Consider the following 17256-nt stretch of genomic DNA (forward strand, 5'->3'; position numbering starts at 1 on the left):
GATGTTCTGAATTATGTATTAACAGAGATTACGTTGAACTGAAGGGGGAGACAAGTTTGAAAGGAAACAAGATTTCCGTTTTGGCCATGACAATTGTATGCGCTTTACTAAGTGCCTCGTGCTCAAGCGGCAAGGAGCCGGCCGCGACCGGCGCCGATTCCGGAAGCAAAGCCGCTGAGCAGCAGCCGGTAACGTTAACCTTTTACACCCGCACCGTGCTGGATGATTTCGAGTTGTATGTGAACCGGTTCGTAAAGAAAAAGTTCCCCCACGTGACATTAAAAGTGGTCGAAAACAAACAGGGAACGCGTATTGAGGAACTGGTGGCGGCAGGCGATATCCCTGATATCATCTGGGAGGGCTTGACGAACATCGGAACACTGGTCGATCTGAAGGTGCCGGCTGACCTAACGCCGCTCGCGCAAAGGCACGGTTTCAAGTTCGACAGGTATGATTCGAAGATACTGGATACGATCAAGTCGTACGCACCCAAGGGTGAAATCTACTACCTTCCATATAACGTTTTAGCTTTTGCCCTGCATTACAACAAAGACATTTTCGACAAGTTCGGCGTTCCTTACCCGAAGGAAAATATGACTTGGAACGAAGCGATAGAGCTGGGGAAAAAGCTGAACCGCAGCGATGGCGGGCTTACCTATGTCGGGCTGCGCCCTCCGCTCGATATCAACCGGATGCAGAGCCAGCTGTCGCTCGCCTATGTGGACCCGGCAACCGAGAAAGCGGTCGTGCATACGGATAAGTGGAAAAAGCTGTTCGAGACGTTCAAATCCACGTACAGTACGCCGGGGCAGCCGGTAGTCAAATCGTTCTTCGAAGCGCGCGATGAGTTTCTGAACAAGCGTACTGTGGCAATGCTGCCGGATATTTTACTGCTTCAAAACTCCGAGATGCAGAAGTTGGAGAGTGACGGATTCCGATGGGATTTCGTTACGTATCCGTCCTTCGAAGATAAACCGGGTATCGGTCCGGGCGTTTTCTCCGACGGGTTCGTGATCCCGAACGGCAGCAAAAATCAGGATCTGGCTTTCCAAATCGCCGCGTATTTAAGTACGGATCCGGAAGTACAGCTGGAGGCCGGTAAAAATGGGCGCTTGACGGCCACGAACGACAAGAAGCTGCTGGAGCAGGCGTTTGCCAACAATCCGGCGGCGAAAGGGAAAAACGTGAAAAGCGTTGTCAGCCAAAACTACCCGGAGCCTTATGCGACTTCCTCGTACCATACGGCTGCACGAGCTATTGTGAATGGTCGTCTGCTCGACTATGTCAACGCCAAAAGCGATGTCAACACGCTGCTTCAGCAGGCGGAGGAGCAAGTGAACAAAAAAGTCGGAGAAATGAAGGCAGCGAAGTAACAAGAAGCTGCGGGAAAAGCCGCGCGCTCAGCATCCCGGTTTGTGTAACGCGCTGCATGGCGGCATCCGGTCCACTGCATGAACGAACGGACGTGATCGCCTGCAGCATACCAATAACGGCGGCAATGCCGTCGAATGGAGGATGACATGAATGGGAAACGATCATGAAATCCGTGAAAAACGGCCTAAATCGGAATTAATGCCAGACGACAACAGATGCCGCGGCGAGGAGACGGCGAAGCCGCACAAGCGGATCACCCGGCGAACGATGCTTGCTTCTCTCGGCATTACAAGCGCCGTCCTGGCGGCGGGCGGATTGAACCGGCTCGGAGGAGCCGGTACCGTCTCGGCGCAGTGGAGCGTGTACGGGAGTGGGGACGGCAGCGTCGACAAGAACGGCAAGACGAAGCCGAAAGAGCTGATGGCGCTCGATTATTGTATAGCCGTGACCCTAGCCGGGCTGCGAGCTATGACCGATCCGGACCCGTCGCGGATTTATTACGTGACGGATGCGGGACAGGAAGGTCCCTTTTATTACGATGCGGCGGATCTGACGTCACCCGACAACAATGCGGGAACCGTGCTGGTCGGGGCGATGGGAGCGCGCTTTAAGCGGATTGTACAGGGCGAGGTTAACGTCCGCTGGTTCGGAGCGAAGGGAGACGGGCTAACGGATGATACAGCCAAGGTCCAGGCTGCGCTCGATACCGGGCTTGGCGTATACGTTCCCGAAGGCCGTTACCGGGTCAGCTCCACTCTGATTATGCGGACTCCGGGACAGCAGATGCGCGGAGCGTCCAAGCAGGGAGCGACGATCTTCAACGATTCTACGGATACCAGACTGCTTTCAGTGGGAGACCCGGCCGTCAATCAGAATGGTATGGCGCCTTATAGCAGCATCAGGGATCTCGGGTTTGAGGGGAATGCTTCGACCGTCGCCGGAATAACGCTGTTCGGGAAACAGTCGGCGAACGCTACATGGAAGGACGCATCCAAAAATGTTTCCTTGTCGAACTTGGTTATTAACCATGTCGGGGCGGGGACGGCTCTTGAAGTATTTACATGGTCCAATACGATAACGGGACTGACCTTGTATACGGGAAACAAGGCAGGTATCGTTACGATGTGGGAGAGCAATGCCAACAACTGGTCCCACCTGTACATTACGGGCTGCGCGCAGGAGTCGATTGTCGTTGGAGGCCAAGGGGTTACCCGCGGGAATTCCTTTACGAGCGTAGTCGTCCAGCAATCGGGAGGGCCGTCCGGAGCGATCGATATTCGCCAAGCGGAAAACGTGCTGCTGCAGGGCTTATATTCGGAAGCCAACAACCGTAAAGGAGCTCCGTGCGTCGTCAACGTGCAGGATTCGGCCAGCGCGGTGTCCGTCCGGAACGTCAATCATCTGGGCGGCGGGGCGATCGTTGTACGCAATGCGGGAACGGGAACGATTATCGAAAACGTCGTTTCCTCCAACCTTACCGGCGCGATCGTTCAGGTTACCGGAACCAAGGCGGTGACTTTTACATCCGATGTGCGTTATATGGATGGCGTCGTGCCGAGGGGAGCGGTGTACGCCGATTTGTCTGCGAACAAGATGAGCTTGTTTTTCGACGGCCGCAAGCTTACGGCAGCGGAAATCATCATTGAAGGACATCTGCGTCCGTCGGACGATAATGTCCGGAATTTGGGCAGCAGCGCGAACAGGTGGGCGGCCGTCTACTCCTCGACCGGGGTCGTTACGACTTCGGACGGCAAGCTGAAGACGGACATTAGCGACGAAACGCTCGGACTCGAATTCGTCAACAAGTGGCGGCCTCGCGTATACAAACGAAGCGATAACGGAGACGCTCAGCTTCCCCATCACGGTTTTATCGCTCAAGAGTTCAAGGCTGTTCTGGATGAGTTCGGAGTGGAGCATGCCGCTTACGTGGAGGAGCCGCTTACAGATGAGGCGGGGCGCGATACCGGCACCGTCCGCTGCGGGCTTCGTTACGAGCAGTTAATCGCCCATTTGACGCTCGCTGTTCAGCAATTGTCGCAGCAGGTTCGGGAACTGAAAGCCGGCCAGTTGTAGCCGGTGCCGGCGGATTCTTCACGGGCTTCGAACTTCAGGAGAATCCGCCGAACCAGCGATGACAATCTGCTGACGATTACAGCTCGATACCATCCTGTTTGCATTGGAGAGCGATTATCTGAGCTTGAATCGGGCCAACTCTAGATTTCGCTGCTGTACACAATCGATTCGATCCGCTCCACGCTGAGATGGAACATCTTCGCAAGCTGCTCCATGTTCATTCCGCTCCGGTACCGGCGTACGATGTCTCTGTTTCGCTCCCGCAGTTCCTCCCGGCTCCCGGTGGCGGAGCCCCAAGTTTTCCGCTCCGTACAGGGGATGTACAGATGTTTGCCCTGCACGTACTTTTGTATTTCCTTCACAAGGTGAGGGGGGAGCACTTCTTTGGCGTTTACGTATTTTTTGGGGTGGCTCATACGTTCCGGCACATCCGGTTTTGAACTTCCGGCGCCTGAAAATCAAATCCTTCCGCGAACAGCTCGATCAAGCAATCGAAATCGCGGGAGGACACCCGGGCGCTGGCGAAAATAACGTCCAGCTGCTTCATTGAAGCGAGTACCGCTTGAATAAAACGTCGCTTTTGCGGACGAGGCAGACGGTACTCCGGCCGGAAATGAAACCCGACATTCCATGCGCCGAGCCCGTCATACGTTTTGCCGTCCTTTCGTTTGTCCTTAAACCGGCTCACGCGGTAGTAGGCGATCCCAAGAATCTTGCCGCTATCCGGATGTTTCAGTGTCAGATACACTTGGTCCGGCGCAGGCTTCTCGTAATTCTCCGTATATTCGTCCGCCAAATATTCCTCGTTGTCTTCGAGCAGCATTCGGGCGATGTCCCCGATCTCGGATTCGGCTGCCGGGCCAATCCCCTTCGTATCGAGCTTCTCCGGAACCGACCATTCGTCTACTTCCATCTTGATCAGCGTGTGGTAAAACGGATCGGCCAAAAAGCCGTACTTCTCCCAAAACGTAATCTCCTCGTTGCGGATATGACCCGGCTCAAGCGAGATGAAACGTCCGATTCGGGAGCCTCCCTGCCGGCGGACCGACTCGATGCACAAATCCAGCAGCGGGGGCAACTCTTGCTCGTCTGCCGGATCGAAGCCGACCGAAAGCAGGCCGTTATTGGATGACTCCGACAAGTACACCCCGGCGAATGCTGTACATCGGCTTAGAGGAAGTTTCATTTCCTTTATCGGAGTAAATGGCTCCAAAAAATGAAATACCGGAAGTTTCGTTTCCGTTATTCCGGTGTAAAACTCCCGATTGCGCTCAGAAGATGCGAATAACGGAAGCAAAGCTTCTGCTATCACCCTAAAAAGCGCTTCTATGGCGAAATAACGGAAGTGTTCCTTCCTTTATCCCTGCGCTCCCCTATCCTTGTTGCCCCCTGAAATCCTTCATCCGCATCCCGGCATCATTGACTGCTCCCTGAAATCCCTTACCTGTAACTGATAGTCTCGACCGCAGTCTGACACATGAGAATAATAGACGGACCGACCCTGAGGTTCACCTCCCGCAGGCATGACCGCCCATCGTATCGCAGGGGGGGAATCAGCAGGCCTCCCGCATTCCCATACTCCATTCCGTTGGCCCGAATCCGTCTGGTTTGTTCTCCCATACGTTTCCTCCATCCAACATCCATATAATCGATCGCAAGCTGTACGGAATGTTTGGAATTCATCTGGAACCTTCTTTTGGGAAACATTGAAAGGCTTGTGGGGTAATGATTAGAAACCAGCTGTAGCACATTTGGGATGGGATTTTTTCTACAGTGTATCAAAATTGTCCGGCCGATACGTGTAGTTTCTTATCAATAAGGAAAGTTGATTCCCTCCCAAGAGAAGGAAAACGTTCCTTTCTATTGAAATGGTTTACTTGTTGGCTGAACCGAGTTCAATAGAAGAAAGGTGATACGATGAGGCTGGAGAGGCAGCTTGGAGAAACGGTCGTGATGGTAGGGGAGGAACCGCATAAACTGCGTTTCAGAGCTTTGGCTGAAGGCAGCCTGCATTTGCGGAGCAAGCTAAAAAGGGATGATCTCGATAACGTATCGTACATGGAAGGGGAGCATTATATCGTCGATTACGACGAGGGTACGATCCGACGGCAGCCGGGAAGTTCTATTCCGGACTGGAGCGAGCACTCGACTTATGGGAAAACGGAATTCAATCATAGCGATTACGCCAATTACTCGAACCGGCGGTTTACGTTATACACCGACTACCAATATTTGCGGCCGGATGACGATTCTGAAGCCGAGTCGAGTCCTTCCATGCCGGGAGCCTTGTCCCTATTGTGTAAGAAGCTGGAGCAGGGGGAGGCGATTACGTATGTCGTGTTTGGGGACAGCATCAGTACCGGGGCTGAAGCCAGCGGGGAGTCGATGAAATATTATCATCTCTTTGCGGCAGCCGTCCGGGAGAGGTTCCCCGCAGCATCGATTCAGGTGCGTATGAAGGCGGTTGGGGGCGAGTCGAGCCAGGGCGGTTTGGAGCGGCTGTACCGGGATGTCCTAAGCGAGCGGCCGGACCTGGTTACGATCGGATACGGGATGAATGATCAAAACAGGCGAAGCGACGGAACTAACGCCGTTCCGCCGGAGCAATTCGGAAAGAATATTTCACGGATGATTGACGACATTCGGCAGCATACAAAGGCTTCTATTATTTTGATTACCCCTTGTTTGCCGAACCCGCATTGGAAATATGCGAGCTCCAATCCAACCGAATATGCCGAAGTCCTCCGGAAACTGGGTGCGGATAAACAGGTGGCGGTTGCCGATCTTCAGCAAATATGGCTGGAGGAATTGTCCGCTGGCAAAACGCCGGAAAGCTTGCTGCTTAACAATGTCAATCACCCGAACGATTATGGTCATCTGCTGTATGCCCGAGCTCTGGAACGGTTAATACCGGGTGAGTCTGATCTTAGCTAGTACCCAGGAACTGCCCGGCGAGTGGAAAAAAACGCTGCGGCCCGCCCTCCTCCAGGAAAGCGCCGCAGCGCGACATTTACTTCAATAGATCGAGCGGGAAGGTGCGGGTCATCGAAGCTTCACTCGCCGGATCAATCCCCGGCATAGGGGCGGTAAATTCCAGCTCCCCTTCCTCCGTGATCCGGCTCGTAACGAGGCCGGCATCCAGGCCGTACCGGGTTACATGCCCGGAAGCGAGGTCCAGCACGACCAACTGATTGGTCCTCTTCTGCCTGTCGTCGTACAAGTCGCCGCGGTGCAGGGTGAAGATCAGCTTGTTGCTATGCAGCACAATATTGCCGGCGGTAGCGATATGCTGCCTGAACAGTTCGGCGTGTTGGCCGGAGACGAGATCGATCCCGATAATCCGGTAACCTTGGACGAGATACAGCTTGTTCTTCACCGCGTCGAGCTGATAGGAGCCTTCTCCGGACAAATGGTAGATGTATTCGCCATCCGGCTGCACCCGCGGGAACGTCAGGGTACGCTTCCACACTCCGCCGCGGCTGAAGATCAGCGCTTTCTCGTCCATCAAGACGATGATCTCGTGCTCGTAAGGAATCAGCTTCGTCCGGAACGATCCGTTCAGGTTGAAGCCCGTGTAATAGGCCCGGTAGCGCTCCGACCCCGGCTCGTATACGATCACATGGCCGAGAAAATGAATCCATGTACGTCCCGTCTCCGGATCGGCAAGATAGGAGTCTTGGAACCAGTCGATCTCCTCCATAGGTTCCGACGTCTCTGGCAGAGCAGCGGTCTCGCCGATGATGTGCAAATCGGCGTTCATTCTCGTTACTCCGGATATACTGACGACTTGCAGTGTATCCGATGTCCCGACATCGATGGAGGCCGGATACGGCAGCGGCTGCTCCTTCACGACCCCGAACCGGTCGTCCAGCTTCAGAATCCGGTTGCCGAACGTATCGGCCACGTACCAGTAACCGTCTTTTTTCGTAAAATCCGAAGCCGTTCTGCTGCCGCCGCCTTTGCCGTAATAAGCGGTATAACTCAACTTTACAGGGAGCTTCGCCAGCTCGGCCAGTTCGCCGTTCTCGACCCGATAGAGCGTCTCTTCAACCAGGACGATCCACTCGCCGCCGATGTGCCGGACGACCGGTAGAGTGCTGTAGTCTCCGCAGCCGACTATACACGACGTTTCGAGCGCTTCGCGCACAGGCTGCGGGAAGCTGGCATACGAATCTGTGCCTTGCCATAACGATTGCGGCACTTTTAAAGGGCTGAGCTTGTATTGCTCGCCGCCGTTCGCTGCGGAAACGATCGTCCATGTCAGGTCGGCTAGATGAATCCATAAGTCCTCCAGCCGGTTAACCGCCGTCCGGCCTGCAGGACGGTAGTGAATGAGATCGTAAGCGGATAAGACGAGAGATTCGCCGCCTCGTTCGAAATGGAGCCAATCCCCCGAGCGTCCGGTAAACCGGGCTCCGTCTAACGGATACGCCCCGTAGATCTCAGCCATTTTCCTCGTGCTCCAATCGACCTCGTAGTGAAGCAGCTCGATTTGCGTTCCGCCGATCTTGTAATAATTGTACAAATTATACATGTTCCATTCGTCCTGAAAAAGACGCGGGTTATCGTCGAAGTAGAGGGGGGAGCTTCCATTGAGAAAAGCCAAATCGGCCTTGCCGTCCGGAGCCTGGAATCTGCCGAGCAAGTAGCGGTTCCCATGGATATCCTCGAACGGTCTGAATCCGGCAACCGCATGATCGACGAACCGGGCGATAACCGGATACTCCTCTTCCCAAAATACGATCGTTCCCCGCTCGTCTTCGAATACGGACAGGAGGGACCCTTGAGGAAGAGCAAACTGCCGCTGCCGCTCGAAGGCAAGCGGTTCGGCCTGCGGCGACGGTTTCCGCAGATGGTAGCGGTCCCAGGTGTCCGGGTCACTGGGGTTCGCGAATCGGAGATTTACCGACAGGAACCTGGATTCGCCCGGCTTATACACATACTCGGAGAAGCCCGATCCGTTCATGAATGTCAGGAAGATAAGCCGCGGGTTTTCGGTAAACGTTGCCGTGAGCAATTGTTCCGGTCCCAGCATGGGATCGAGCGGGATAACGGCAAAAGGGCGTGCAGGATCGGCATGCTGCTCGATCGAATGCCATTTACCCATTGGATGTTCACGGTTACGAAGCTGCTCGCCGATTAATACATGGTCTCCATTGCGCCATAGTCCGGCCGATGTTCCCTGGTCGAACTTGAGCAGTTGCTGCTGCCGGAACGTTCCGCGCTCATCCGTGAACAGGCGGTATAGGTGCTGGTTCTCCAAATAAAGAAGCCCCCGGCAACGATCCGCGTTGTCGACGAGCACCAACGGTTCAGGCGACGCGGTATCGAACAAGCCTTCCGCCCGCTTCCATCCGGCCGACTCGTTCCACTTCTGCCTCAGCTCCCGAGCTTCCTTGGACAGGAAGCCGCCTCGGCTGCCAGTCAGATCCAGCAGAGCGGAAGCCGGACTGGTATGGCCAAACCGGCCGTCCGGCTGCTGTCTCTTCCCTTTCTCCAGCCGGTGATCGACAACCGGAATCCCCCAGTCGGAAGAGGCGGTTATTGTTAGGAATAATAACCCGATTACGAAAGCACCTAATACCGCCACTCGTTTCCGAATCAAAGGAACCCCCTCCTCACTTTTCCTTATATAGGAAATAGACGCGGCGAAGGGGAAGATGTTTCTGTGTCCGCGAACAAAAAAACGCCGCTTGCCTTCAAGCGGCTTCCGGACAGATCCGGGAGCCGGAATCGGGCAAGGGCGTAGCTTTTCGTCGAACCATTATACGTTGGAAGCGGCTTTCTCCAAATCCAGAACGCCTTGATAAATCGTATCGAACAGCTCCTCCAGATGCTCCGCCTCAATGCAGGAGAAGGCGACGCGCAGATCGGTTTCGCCGAGGGCGATCGTCCCGATGCCGTATTGGTCGAGCAGGTGGAGACGGAGCTGCTCGGCGCCGACCGTCCTCAGCTTCAGGCACATGAAGTAGCCGGAGTTGAACGGGTAATACGTCCAAGCGGAATCGAATTTGCCGCTGTCGAGCAGCTCTTTCGTCCGGTTGGCGCGGGTTTTCATAATGTTGAACTTCTCCAGACGCTGCGCTTCGAATTCCGGAGATTGCAGGGCGCGAAGGACGAACGTCTGCGACGGATGCGGTCCGCTGGAGATCGTAGCGCGGATGATGCCCATCGTTTTCTGCTCCAATGCGCTAAGCAGCGCTTCGCTTTCCGAAGCGAAGGTGATGAATCCTACGCGGAAGCCCCATACGAACTCTTCCTTGGTAGCGCCGTCTACCTTGATCGGCAGGATGCGCGGGTGAAGTCCGGCCAGATGGCCGAACAGCGACTCGTGGAGCGAATCTTCGAAAAACAGGCTGAAGTAGGCGTCGTCGGTGACGGCAACGATGTTGATTCCGGCTTCGGTGCCTGCGACAAGCGCGGCGACGATCGCTCTGCCTTCCTCGGCGTTCGGCGTATAACCGGTCGGATTGTTCGGGAAGTTCAGGATGACGATCGCTTTGCCCTTGTCCTTCTGGGCGAGGACGGCTTCCTGCAGAGCGGCGGCGTTAAACTTGCCGTCGTCGCCGTATAACGCGAAGTTGACGATCTCCGCGCCGCGGCGGATGCTGAAGCACAGCTCATAGTTCTCCCAGTTTTTGTCCGGGAAAATGACGGCGTCTCCCTCATCCGCAAACAAATCGGCGACGATGCTGAGCCCGTGGGTCAGCGCGTTTGTGACGATCGGATTGCTATATGTTTTCCCTTGCAGCGAAGGGTTTTCGACGAGCATCTTGTCGCGCCATGCTTTGCGCAGGGCGGGCTTGCCTTCCGGCGGAGCATACGGGTATATGTCGCTTGGGTCATAAGCTTCGAGCGTATCCTGGATCGCTTTCAGATGCATCGGCTTGCCTTGTTCCAAAGCAATCCCGATTGTAGCGTTAAATTTCTTGGCCTTCGTCTTCGCTTCGGCCGACTGGCTCAGGATGCCTTCTTTCGGAAAATAAATCGCTTTGCCGAGCCCCGACAGCATGGAGAATACATGCGGGTTCTCACTTTCGATGGTCGCGTTCAGTCGTTTCACCAATTCGTTCATCGGTTCCATCCTTCCAAACCTTGTTATCTTTTTCGAAGTCGGTCCTATTATATCATTTAGCCTATTCCGAGTCACTCACGGATTCCCGGCGGACTCCGGACGCAAATCGTCCCGGCAGATCGCTAAGGACCCGCCGAACGTTACGACAGTCGAGCCGGACAGCTTCAGCTGATTTTGCTCGTACAGGGCGTTGGAGTCGAACGTAACGTCCTTGTCGACGCCCTTGACGTTCAGCTTGCCCTTCATCTTAAGAGGAACGACTGGCCTTCCTTCCATTCGGCCGGCACGCCTTCGAACGACGTGACTTGAAACGCAGCTTTCGGATAAGTTGCGGCCTGCAAATAATCGTTTCCTTTAATATGTCCGTCGCGCTGGCCGTTGCCCGAGCTGAGCAAGGCATACGGGGTTATTTTTGGCAAGCAGGCTTTCCGTGCCCATTGCTCATGAATTATTCCGTGCGGCCATAGAGATGTATAGAACGGAACTTTTGGGTTTATACCAACAAGAGAAAGAGCATTTTCGGCTCGTTTTGAGACTGGTCCGGATTTTCTTTTTTCAGTGGGATCGGTTACAATAAATGAACATTGTTTTTCAGGCTGCAAGGTTCGGACAGGGGCAGGCAGGTTCACCCCGCAGGAAGAAGAGATCGGCACGTTCAGCGTTCAAAGACGATATGCCGCAAAAATCGGACAGCTAACAGTCAACGGTCATGGCGCCGGCGTTCGCCTCGGCTGTTGCAGGCGGAAAGGGGGACGTATGCATCCGAAATTAAGAGCCGCGGGAGTTATGATCCGGGACGTCGCAGCGGGGGAGGGCCGGCAGGGCAGCACCCGGCAAGTGCTTGTGCAATGCGACGAGGACGAATCGTTTTACCGGTTCGCCGGCGGAACGGTGGAGTACGGCGAGACGGCTGCCGAAGCGATTATTCGCGAGTTTATGGAAGAATATGATTTGGAGGTTCGGGTCGGGCCTCTTATGGCGATTAACGAGCATTTTTTTCAATATTATGGCAAGGAACACCATCAGGTGACGCTGATCCATCTGTGCGAGCTGGAGCAGACGGACGAAATTCCGGAACCGCTCTGGCATAAGGAGCATTCGTCGGTGAAGCTTGTCTGGAGGACGCTGGGCCAACTGAAGCGCAGGCCGGTGTATCCGGAAGGTATATTCGCCCAGCTCGAAAAAAACCAGCCCGGTATGTCCCATCTAGTAACCGGCCGCGGCTCTCGTTAAATAATGGGCCGCCGCAATCGATTAGCCGAATAAAGGAAGACGTGCAAGGCGCCCGCTACGGGTGCCTTTTATTATTCCGGGAAGGCTGCGCTTTTGCACGATTTTTCGGCAGCGGTAATAATTCCGCCGGATGTAGGAAAATGTATCAAGAGGAACTTTTCCTGTTCAACCTACCGGTGGGGAGGGACGCCGATATTGAAAGCTGCATGGATGATCGGACTGCTGCTGCTGGTCCAACAAGTGAACGCCCCCGGGGAAGCCGTAATCGAGCATGAGGGGCAGCGGGTGGCTACGGCCGTTCGCAACGAGTATGCGCTGCCGGGGCAGTCGATGGTCGATAGGGACCGGCTGGGCCGGCTGATGGACGAGCTCGACCGTAACATGTACCGGGCTCCGCAAAATGCGCGAATCGGCGCGAACGGCAGGATCGAGAAGGAGCAGCCCGGCTACAGGCTGAACCGCACCGCGTTCGAGGAGCGGTTTTATTCGTATTTTTACGGAACCGGCCCTTCGGTCATCGATCTGCCGAGGACGGCGCTGTATCCGAAGGTGGACAGCGAGCTGCTGGCCAACATCCGGGTCAAGCCGATCGGGCACTATGTCACCTACTACAACTCGAACAACAAAAACCGGATGCACAATATCTCGACCGCGGTTATAGCGATTAACAACCATGTGCTCTTCCCCGGAGAGCTGTTCTCGTTTAATCAGGTGGTCGGGGAGCGGACCGAGAAAAGAGGATACCTGAAAGCCCCGGTAATCGTAAGAGGAGAGCTGGCCGAGGGGATCGGGGGCGGCATCTGCCAGGTGTCGTCGACGCTGTTCAACGCCGCGGACCGCGCTGGCATGCATATCGTGCAGCGTTATTCGCACAGCCGCAATGTGCCGTACGTGCTGCCTGGCCGAGACGCTACCGTGAGCTGGAACGGCCCTGATTTTACCTTTATGAACAAATACAATCAGCCTGTTCTGATCCGCGCATTCACGGGCGGAGGCAGTTTGTTCGTCAGCCTGTATTCGTCGGACGTGATCGAATACAAGCCGCGCGAAGTGCCCAGTACGGCGGTACGCATTCCGGAAGAAATCTCGATCGAGACGGATGCGGACGATCCGGGCGGCCCGCCCCGGGCACGGCAGGAAGAGCGCGAGTAATCGGTTATTCAAGTGCGATGCCAAAATAAACCTCCAGGTTCGCGAATTCCGCGGATTCGGGGGTTTTTCGCATTCCGCCTATAAACGGAACGCCTATGCGGGCCGGAGTGGGGGTTCATTTTGTACAAAGATAAGGTTACGTTTGTCCATTGCCATGCCAAGCCATGCGAGGCTACAATAGTCAGGGAGATATTGAGAATCAATATCAATTACAAATAAAAAACGTTTTGTTGCGGAGGAACGGGTTATGGTGGAGCCAATGGAATTGTACGACGTGACGATCATCGGCGGCGGCCCTGCCGGGATGTACGCCGCTTTTTATAGCGGAATGCGCGATTTGAAAACAAAGCTGATCGAGGCGAGGGAAGAGCTTGGTGGGCGTATGCTCATCTATCCGGAGAAAATGATCTGGGACGTAGGCGGCTTCGCCCCTGTCGTCTGTCAGCAACTGATCGCCCAGCTTGCCCAGCAGGCGACCGTGTTCGACCCGACTCTCGTCTTCGGCCAGCATATTAAGCATCTCGAACGAAAAGAGGACGGCACGTTTGTGCTTATAGCCGATTCGGGTGAGAAGCATTGGACGCGGACGGTGGTGCTTGCCCTGGGCCGGGGGATCTTGAAGATGGCGAAGCTGGATATCGAAGGAGCCGACCGGTTCGAGATTACGAATCTCCACTATACGGTGCAGGAGCTTGAGCCGTTCCGCGGCAAACGCGTGCTAATATCGGGTGGAGGCAACTCGGCGGTAGACTGGGCCAACGAGCTGCAGCCGATCGCGCAAAGCGTAACGGTCGTCCATCGCCGCGAGATGTTCGGCGGGCACGAGAAAAATATTATCCGGATGAAGCAATCCGTTGCGGCTGTCCGGACTCCGTATGCGTTAACCCAACTGCACAGCGAGGATGGGCAGACGATCGGCAAAGTGACGATTTGCCACGTGGAGACAGGCGAAACCGAGCAACTGGGTGTCGATGCGGTTATTGTCAATCACGGGCTGAAGTCGGACTTCTCGGGAATTAACGAGTGGGGACTCCAGATGGACGATTGGAACGTGTACGTGAACGGCAAGCTGGAGACGAACGTGCCCGGCATCTATGCCGCCGGTGATTTCGTCAATTTCGACAGCAAGGTGAATCTGATCGCGGGGGCGTTCTCCGACGCCGTGCTAGCGGTCAACAGCGCGAAATTGCATATGGAGCCGGAGGCGCCGCGGATGGCGTACGTCTCGTCGCACAACGACCGGTTCAAAGAGAAAAACCGCGCGCTCGGCGTCGCGGACGAATAACAGCCGTCCCTTTTCAGGGACGGCTGGGCATGAAGCCGGGGCCGGGGGAGAGGCCGAGGCCGGGTTCAACTGTTGGCGAGGAGCAGGCGGGGAAGCGCATCGAGCAGCTTTTCCCGGGTCAGTGCGTCCCCGAAGTTCCATTTGGCCGCTTCCACACAGTAGACACGGCCGTTCCTAACGGGAGGCAGGCTGCGCCAGAGTGCACTCTCCATCAACTGCTCCATCGCGACTTTCGATTCGGCGTTTCCCGGCAGCAGCATGAAGATATGGTCTCCGGTATAGGCGGGCAGATGACGCTCCGTTATTTCGGCGAATCCTAAACCTGCGTCCAACAGATCGCGGATTTTGTCCACCGGCTGGAAGCCATGCGGATGGTACAGCACCGAGGAAAGTCCGGATGCCCCCATCACGAACAGCCGGTTGCCGTGATCAAATACGAATACGGAAGCCGTCTCGCCCGGCTCGATAACCGACCGAAGCTGCTGCCACACGACAGCGGCTTTATTGTTGTAGGTGTCCAGCCATTTTTCCGCTTCGCGTCTTTTGCCCAGCAGATGTCCGAGCGTAAGCAGCCGCTGGTCGAGAGGGGCGAAGGAGTTAAACGTTACCGTAGGAGCGATTTTCGATATTTTCGTATACTGCTTCTCGTCCGAGCAGGCGAATATGATCAGATCCGGCTTCAGCTCCATCAGCTTGTCCGGGTTGATCGGATTGCCGACGTCCTGCACGTTGCGTACCCGGTCTTTGAAGAAGGTGCGGCTTTTCCAGGATAAATTTCCGCCGATCGCGTCGACTCCGAGAGCCAACAGGTCGCCGAACGTTTCGCCGAAGTAAATGATTCGTTTCGGCTGGGCGGGGATATCGACTTCGTGTCCGGTCCAGTCTCTTACGCGCGTGTTATGCTTCATATATTTGGCATACTGCTTGGGCGTCACGCCTGTCGTCTGTCGGAAGCGGCGGTTGAAATAATATTCGTCGGCAAAACCGACCCGGCCGGCGATCTCGCGTAGCGGTTCGTCGGAATGGACCAGCAGTTCCTTGGAGCGGTTGATGCGTAGCTCGGTCAAATAATCGAGCGGCTTCTTGCCGGTTAATTCCTGAAAGATCGGGGTGTACTGATAGTAGGGCACTCGGGCCATCTCGGCCAGTTGCTTCACGGTTATGCTGTGCATGTAATTGTTCCGCATATAACGGATCGTCGATTCCACCGCTTGCGTAGAGTTGGCGTGACCGGAGAACTCGAGGTTGTGCTCGAGCAGAAAACGGATCAGCTCCTGAAAACGGATATGCCGGTTCATCGATTCGATATCGCCGTCGCTGTCTTTCGCGTCGTACAGCTCCTCGGCGAGGCGAATCAGCCTGGAGAACGGATAAGCGGTCATTTCGAGCCGCCCGGAGAACAAGCTGCCGGTGTACGTCTCGGTGGTCCGTTGATCCGCGATATGGACGGCGGCGAAGGCCAGCTGGTAATACCTGAGCGAGCTGTCGAATCCGTTGAAGGTCCGGTAAGAGCGGCCCGGCGGGAGCAGGTAGCATTTGTCGGTTTTCAGAAGGACGGTCGTATCGCTCGTATGGAGACTGCCGATTCCGTTCGTTACGATCAGAAGCGTGTACGGATCGCTGGTTTGTATATCGGAATCCCATCCGACCGGACGGACGGACAGGCTGATGTCAGTCATATGAAATAGCAGGGAGCGAAGCGGGACGGAAGTTGTCGGCTGTGAACCCATCATTCGTGCCTCCTTCAGGCAGGACATATTCGGAAGGATATTGATAATCATTATCAGTCATAATCCATGATATAAGATTTCGGGTCGCCGCTCAACTGAAAAAACGTATTTTTCTTGGGAATGTTAAATTTGTACAAAAAAAACTTTCATTTTGTCTATTGCCGAGGAGAGGTCAGCTGATCTACTATTTATAATTGAAATTGAGAATCAATATCAATCGTCATCTTCCTCTCAAGGGAGATCGAAAATAATTGGTCCAACCAATGTGGCAAAGGTGGCACTCATGAATCCAACAAGGAATGAAGCAACGGTTTCGAAGTCTCCCGCACAAGTCCGTTCCCGTCCATGGGCAGCGACCCTCATCTTGATCGGAGGGGTGATCGCACTGATGCTCGGGATCGCTGTATCCGTGTCGTTCGGAGCGGCGGATATTAAGCTGTCCGTCGTATGGGAGGCAATCTTCCGATTTAATCCCGATCTGACGCAGCATCAGATTATTCAGGAGCTCCGTCTGCCCCGCGTGCTGGGGGGAGCGTTGGTTGGCGCCTGCTTCGCCGTAGCCGGGGCGATCATGCAGGGGATGACGCGCAATCCGCTTGCGGACAGCGGACTGCTGGGGCTTAACGCAGGCGCAGGTTTTATGCTGGCGATTTGCTTCGCCTTTTTGCCCGGCCTGCCGTTCATGTATCTGATTCTGTTCTCGTTCCTCGGCGCGGCAATCGGAGCCTTGCTCGTCTTCGGTATCGGTTCCCTCGCCAAAGGCGGCTTGACCCCGGTGCGGCTCGTACTTGCCGGTGCGGCGTTAAGCGCCCTGTTGTCGGCATTAAGCGAAGGAATCGCGCTTTATTTCCGGATCGGCCAAGATCTGGCTTTCTGGTACGCCGGGGGTGTGGCGGGAACGAAATGGTTCCAGCTCAAAATTATGTTTCCGTGGATTGCCGCGGCCATTATCGGAGCGATTATTTTGTCGCGCTCGATCACGATGCTGAGCCTGGGCGAGGATGTGGCCAAGGGGCTCGGCCAGCGGACGGGACTCGTGAAGCTGGCCGGGACTGTGCTTGTGCTGATTCTGGCGGGAGCTGCGGTATCGGTCGTCGGCGCCGTCGGATTTGTCGGACTTATTATTCCTCACCTGACCCGTTATATGGTCGGCGTCGATTATCGCTGGATTATTCCGTGCTCGGCGGTGCTCGGCAGCCTGCTGGTCGTCTTCGCCGATCTGGCGGCCAGAATGGTGAATCCGCCGTTCGAGACTCCGGTCGGGGCGCTGATCGCGCTCATCGGCGTTCCGTTCTTCCTTTACCTGGCGCGTAAAGAAAGGAGGGAGCTGTAGG

14 protein-coding genes are annotated in these 17256 nt (G+C 55.4%); 7 read left to right on the forward strand and 7 right to left on the reverse strand.

Translation table 11 applies throughout. The features are described from left to right. Window positions 1-56: 56 nt before the first annotated feature. Both IDH45_RS02220 and IDH45_RS02225 read left to right on the forward strand, forming a co-directional pair. Entirely contained in the window at window positions 57-1373 is a 1317-nt protein-coding gene (locus IDH45_RS02220; RefSeq protein WP_190924252.1) for an ABC transporter substrate-binding protein, read from the forward strand. Between the two features lie 151 nt (window positions 1374-1524). Continuing rightward, a complete protein-coding gene (locus IDH45_RS02225; RefSeq protein ID WP_190924254.1) occupies window positions 1525-3447 on the forward strand; it encodes a glycosyl hydrolase family 28-related protein in 1923 nt (640 codons plus the stop codon). A gap of 140 nt (window positions 3448-3587) precedes the next feature. Here IDH45_RS02225 and IDH45_RS02230 read toward each other — a convergent pair whose 3' ends face one another. Together IDH45_RS02230 and IDH45_RS02235 are read right to left on the reverse strand one after the other, a co-directional pair. Beyond that, window positions 3588-3863, reverse strand: a complete 276-nt coding sequence (locus tag IDH45_RS02230) for a CD3324 family protein (RefSeq protein WP_190924256.1) — start codon at window positions 3861-3863, stop codon at window positions 3588-3590. Then, a complete protein-coding gene (locus IDH45_RS02235; protein WP_190924258.1) occupies window positions 3860-4588 on the reverse strand; it encodes a hypothetical protein in 729 nt (242 codons plus the stop codon). The genes IDH45_RS02230 and IDH45_RS02235 overlap by 4 nt, the downstream gene beginning before the upstream one ends. A 776-nt stretch (window positions 4589-5364) precedes the next feature. Between IDH45_RS02235 and IDH45_RS02240 the strand changes: the two genes are divergently transcribed. Next, complete coding sequence (locus IDH45_RS02240) at window positions 5365-6381, forward strand: SGNH/GDSL hydrolase family protein (RefSeq protein WP_190924260.1); 1017 nt, start codon at window positions 5365-5367, stop codon at window positions 6379-6381. A gap of 76 nt (window positions 6382-6457) precedes the next feature. Here the strand turns inward: IDH45_RS02240 and IDH45_RS02245 are convergent, their stop codons facing one another. The 4 genes from IDH45_RS02245 to IDH45_RS02260 form a co-directional block, all read right to left on the reverse strand. Then, window positions 6458-9052, reverse strand: a complete 2595-nt coding sequence (locus IDH45_RS02245; protein ID WP_190924261.1) for a hypothetical protein — start codon at window positions 9050-9052, stop codon at window positions 6458-6460. A 159-nt stretch (window positions 9053-9211) separates the two neighbouring features. Beyond that, window positions 9212-10522: an aminotransferase class I/II-fold pyridoxal phosphate-dependent enzyme gene (locus IDH45_RS02250; RefSeq protein ID WP_190924263.1), complete on the reverse strand. Its 1311-nt coding sequence runs from the start codon at window positions 10520-10522 to the stop codon at window positions 9212-9214. A 75-nt stretch (window positions 10523-10597) separates the two neighbouring features. Then, window positions 10598-10798: a hypothetical protein gene (locus IDH45_RS02255; protein ID WP_190924265.1), complete on the reverse strand. Its 201-nt coding sequence runs from the start codon at window positions 10796-10798 to the stop codon at window positions 10598-10600. Then, on the reverse strand, window positions 10765-10941 hold the full coding sequence (locus IDH45_RS02260; RefSeq protein WP_190924267.1) for a YceI family protein: 177 nt from the start codon (window positions 10939-10941) through the stop codon (window positions 10765-10767). The genes IDH45_RS02255 and IDH45_RS02260 overlap by 34 nt, the downstream gene beginning before the upstream one ends. Before the next feature lie 337 nt (window positions 10942-11278). Here IDH45_RS02260 and IDH45_RS02265 point away from each other — a divergent pair, with 337 nt between their 5' ends. The 3 genes from IDH45_RS02265 to IDH45_RS02275 all read left to right on the forward strand — a co-directional run bounded on the left by IDH45_RS02265 (window position 11279) and on the right by IDH45_RS02275 (window position 14192). Next, complete coding sequence (locus tag IDH45_RS02265) at window positions 11279-11755, forward strand: NUDIX hydrolase (RefSeq protein WP_223836315.1); 477 nt, start codon at window positions 11279-11281, stop codon at window positions 11753-11755. Window positions 11756-11950: 195 nt separating this feature from the next. Beyond that, the gene (locus IDH45_RS02270) at window positions 11951-12907 is read left to right on the forward strand and encodes a VanW family protein (protein WP_223836316.1); all 957 of its coding nucleotides are present in this window, start codon (window positions 11951-11953) and stop codon (window positions 12905-12907) included. Window positions 12908-13154: 247 nt separating this feature from the next. Further along, entirely contained in the window at window positions 13155-14192 is a 1038-nt protein-coding gene (locus IDH45_RS02275) for an NAD(P)/FAD-dependent oxidoreductase (RefSeq protein WP_190924268.1), read from the forward strand. A gap of 65 nt (window positions 14193-14257) precedes the next feature. Here IDH45_RS02275 and IDH45_RS02280 read toward each other — a convergent pair whose 3' ends face one another. Beyond that, the gene (locus tag IDH45_RS02280) at window positions 14258-15925 is read right to left on the reverse strand and encodes an ABC transporter substrate-binding protein (RefSeq protein ID WP_190924270.1); all 1668 of its coding nucleotides are present in this window, start codon (window positions 15923-15925) and stop codon (window positions 14258-14260) included. Between the two features lie 280 nt (window positions 15926-16205). Here IDH45_RS02280 and IDH45_RS02285 point away from each other — a divergent pair, with 280 nt between their 5' ends. Continuing rightward, complete coding sequence (locus tag IDH45_RS02285; RefSeq protein ID WP_190924272.1) at window positions 16206-17255, forward strand: FecCD family ABC transporter permease; 1050 nt, start codon at window positions 16206-16208, stop codon at window positions 17253-17255. The last annotated feature ends 1 nt before the right edge of the window (window position 17256 follow it).

This window comes from Paenibacillus oceani, from assembly GCF_014705615.1.
GTDB lineage: Bacteria > Bacillota > Bacilli > Paenibacillales > NBRC-103111 > Paenibacillus_AB > Paenibacillus_AB oceani.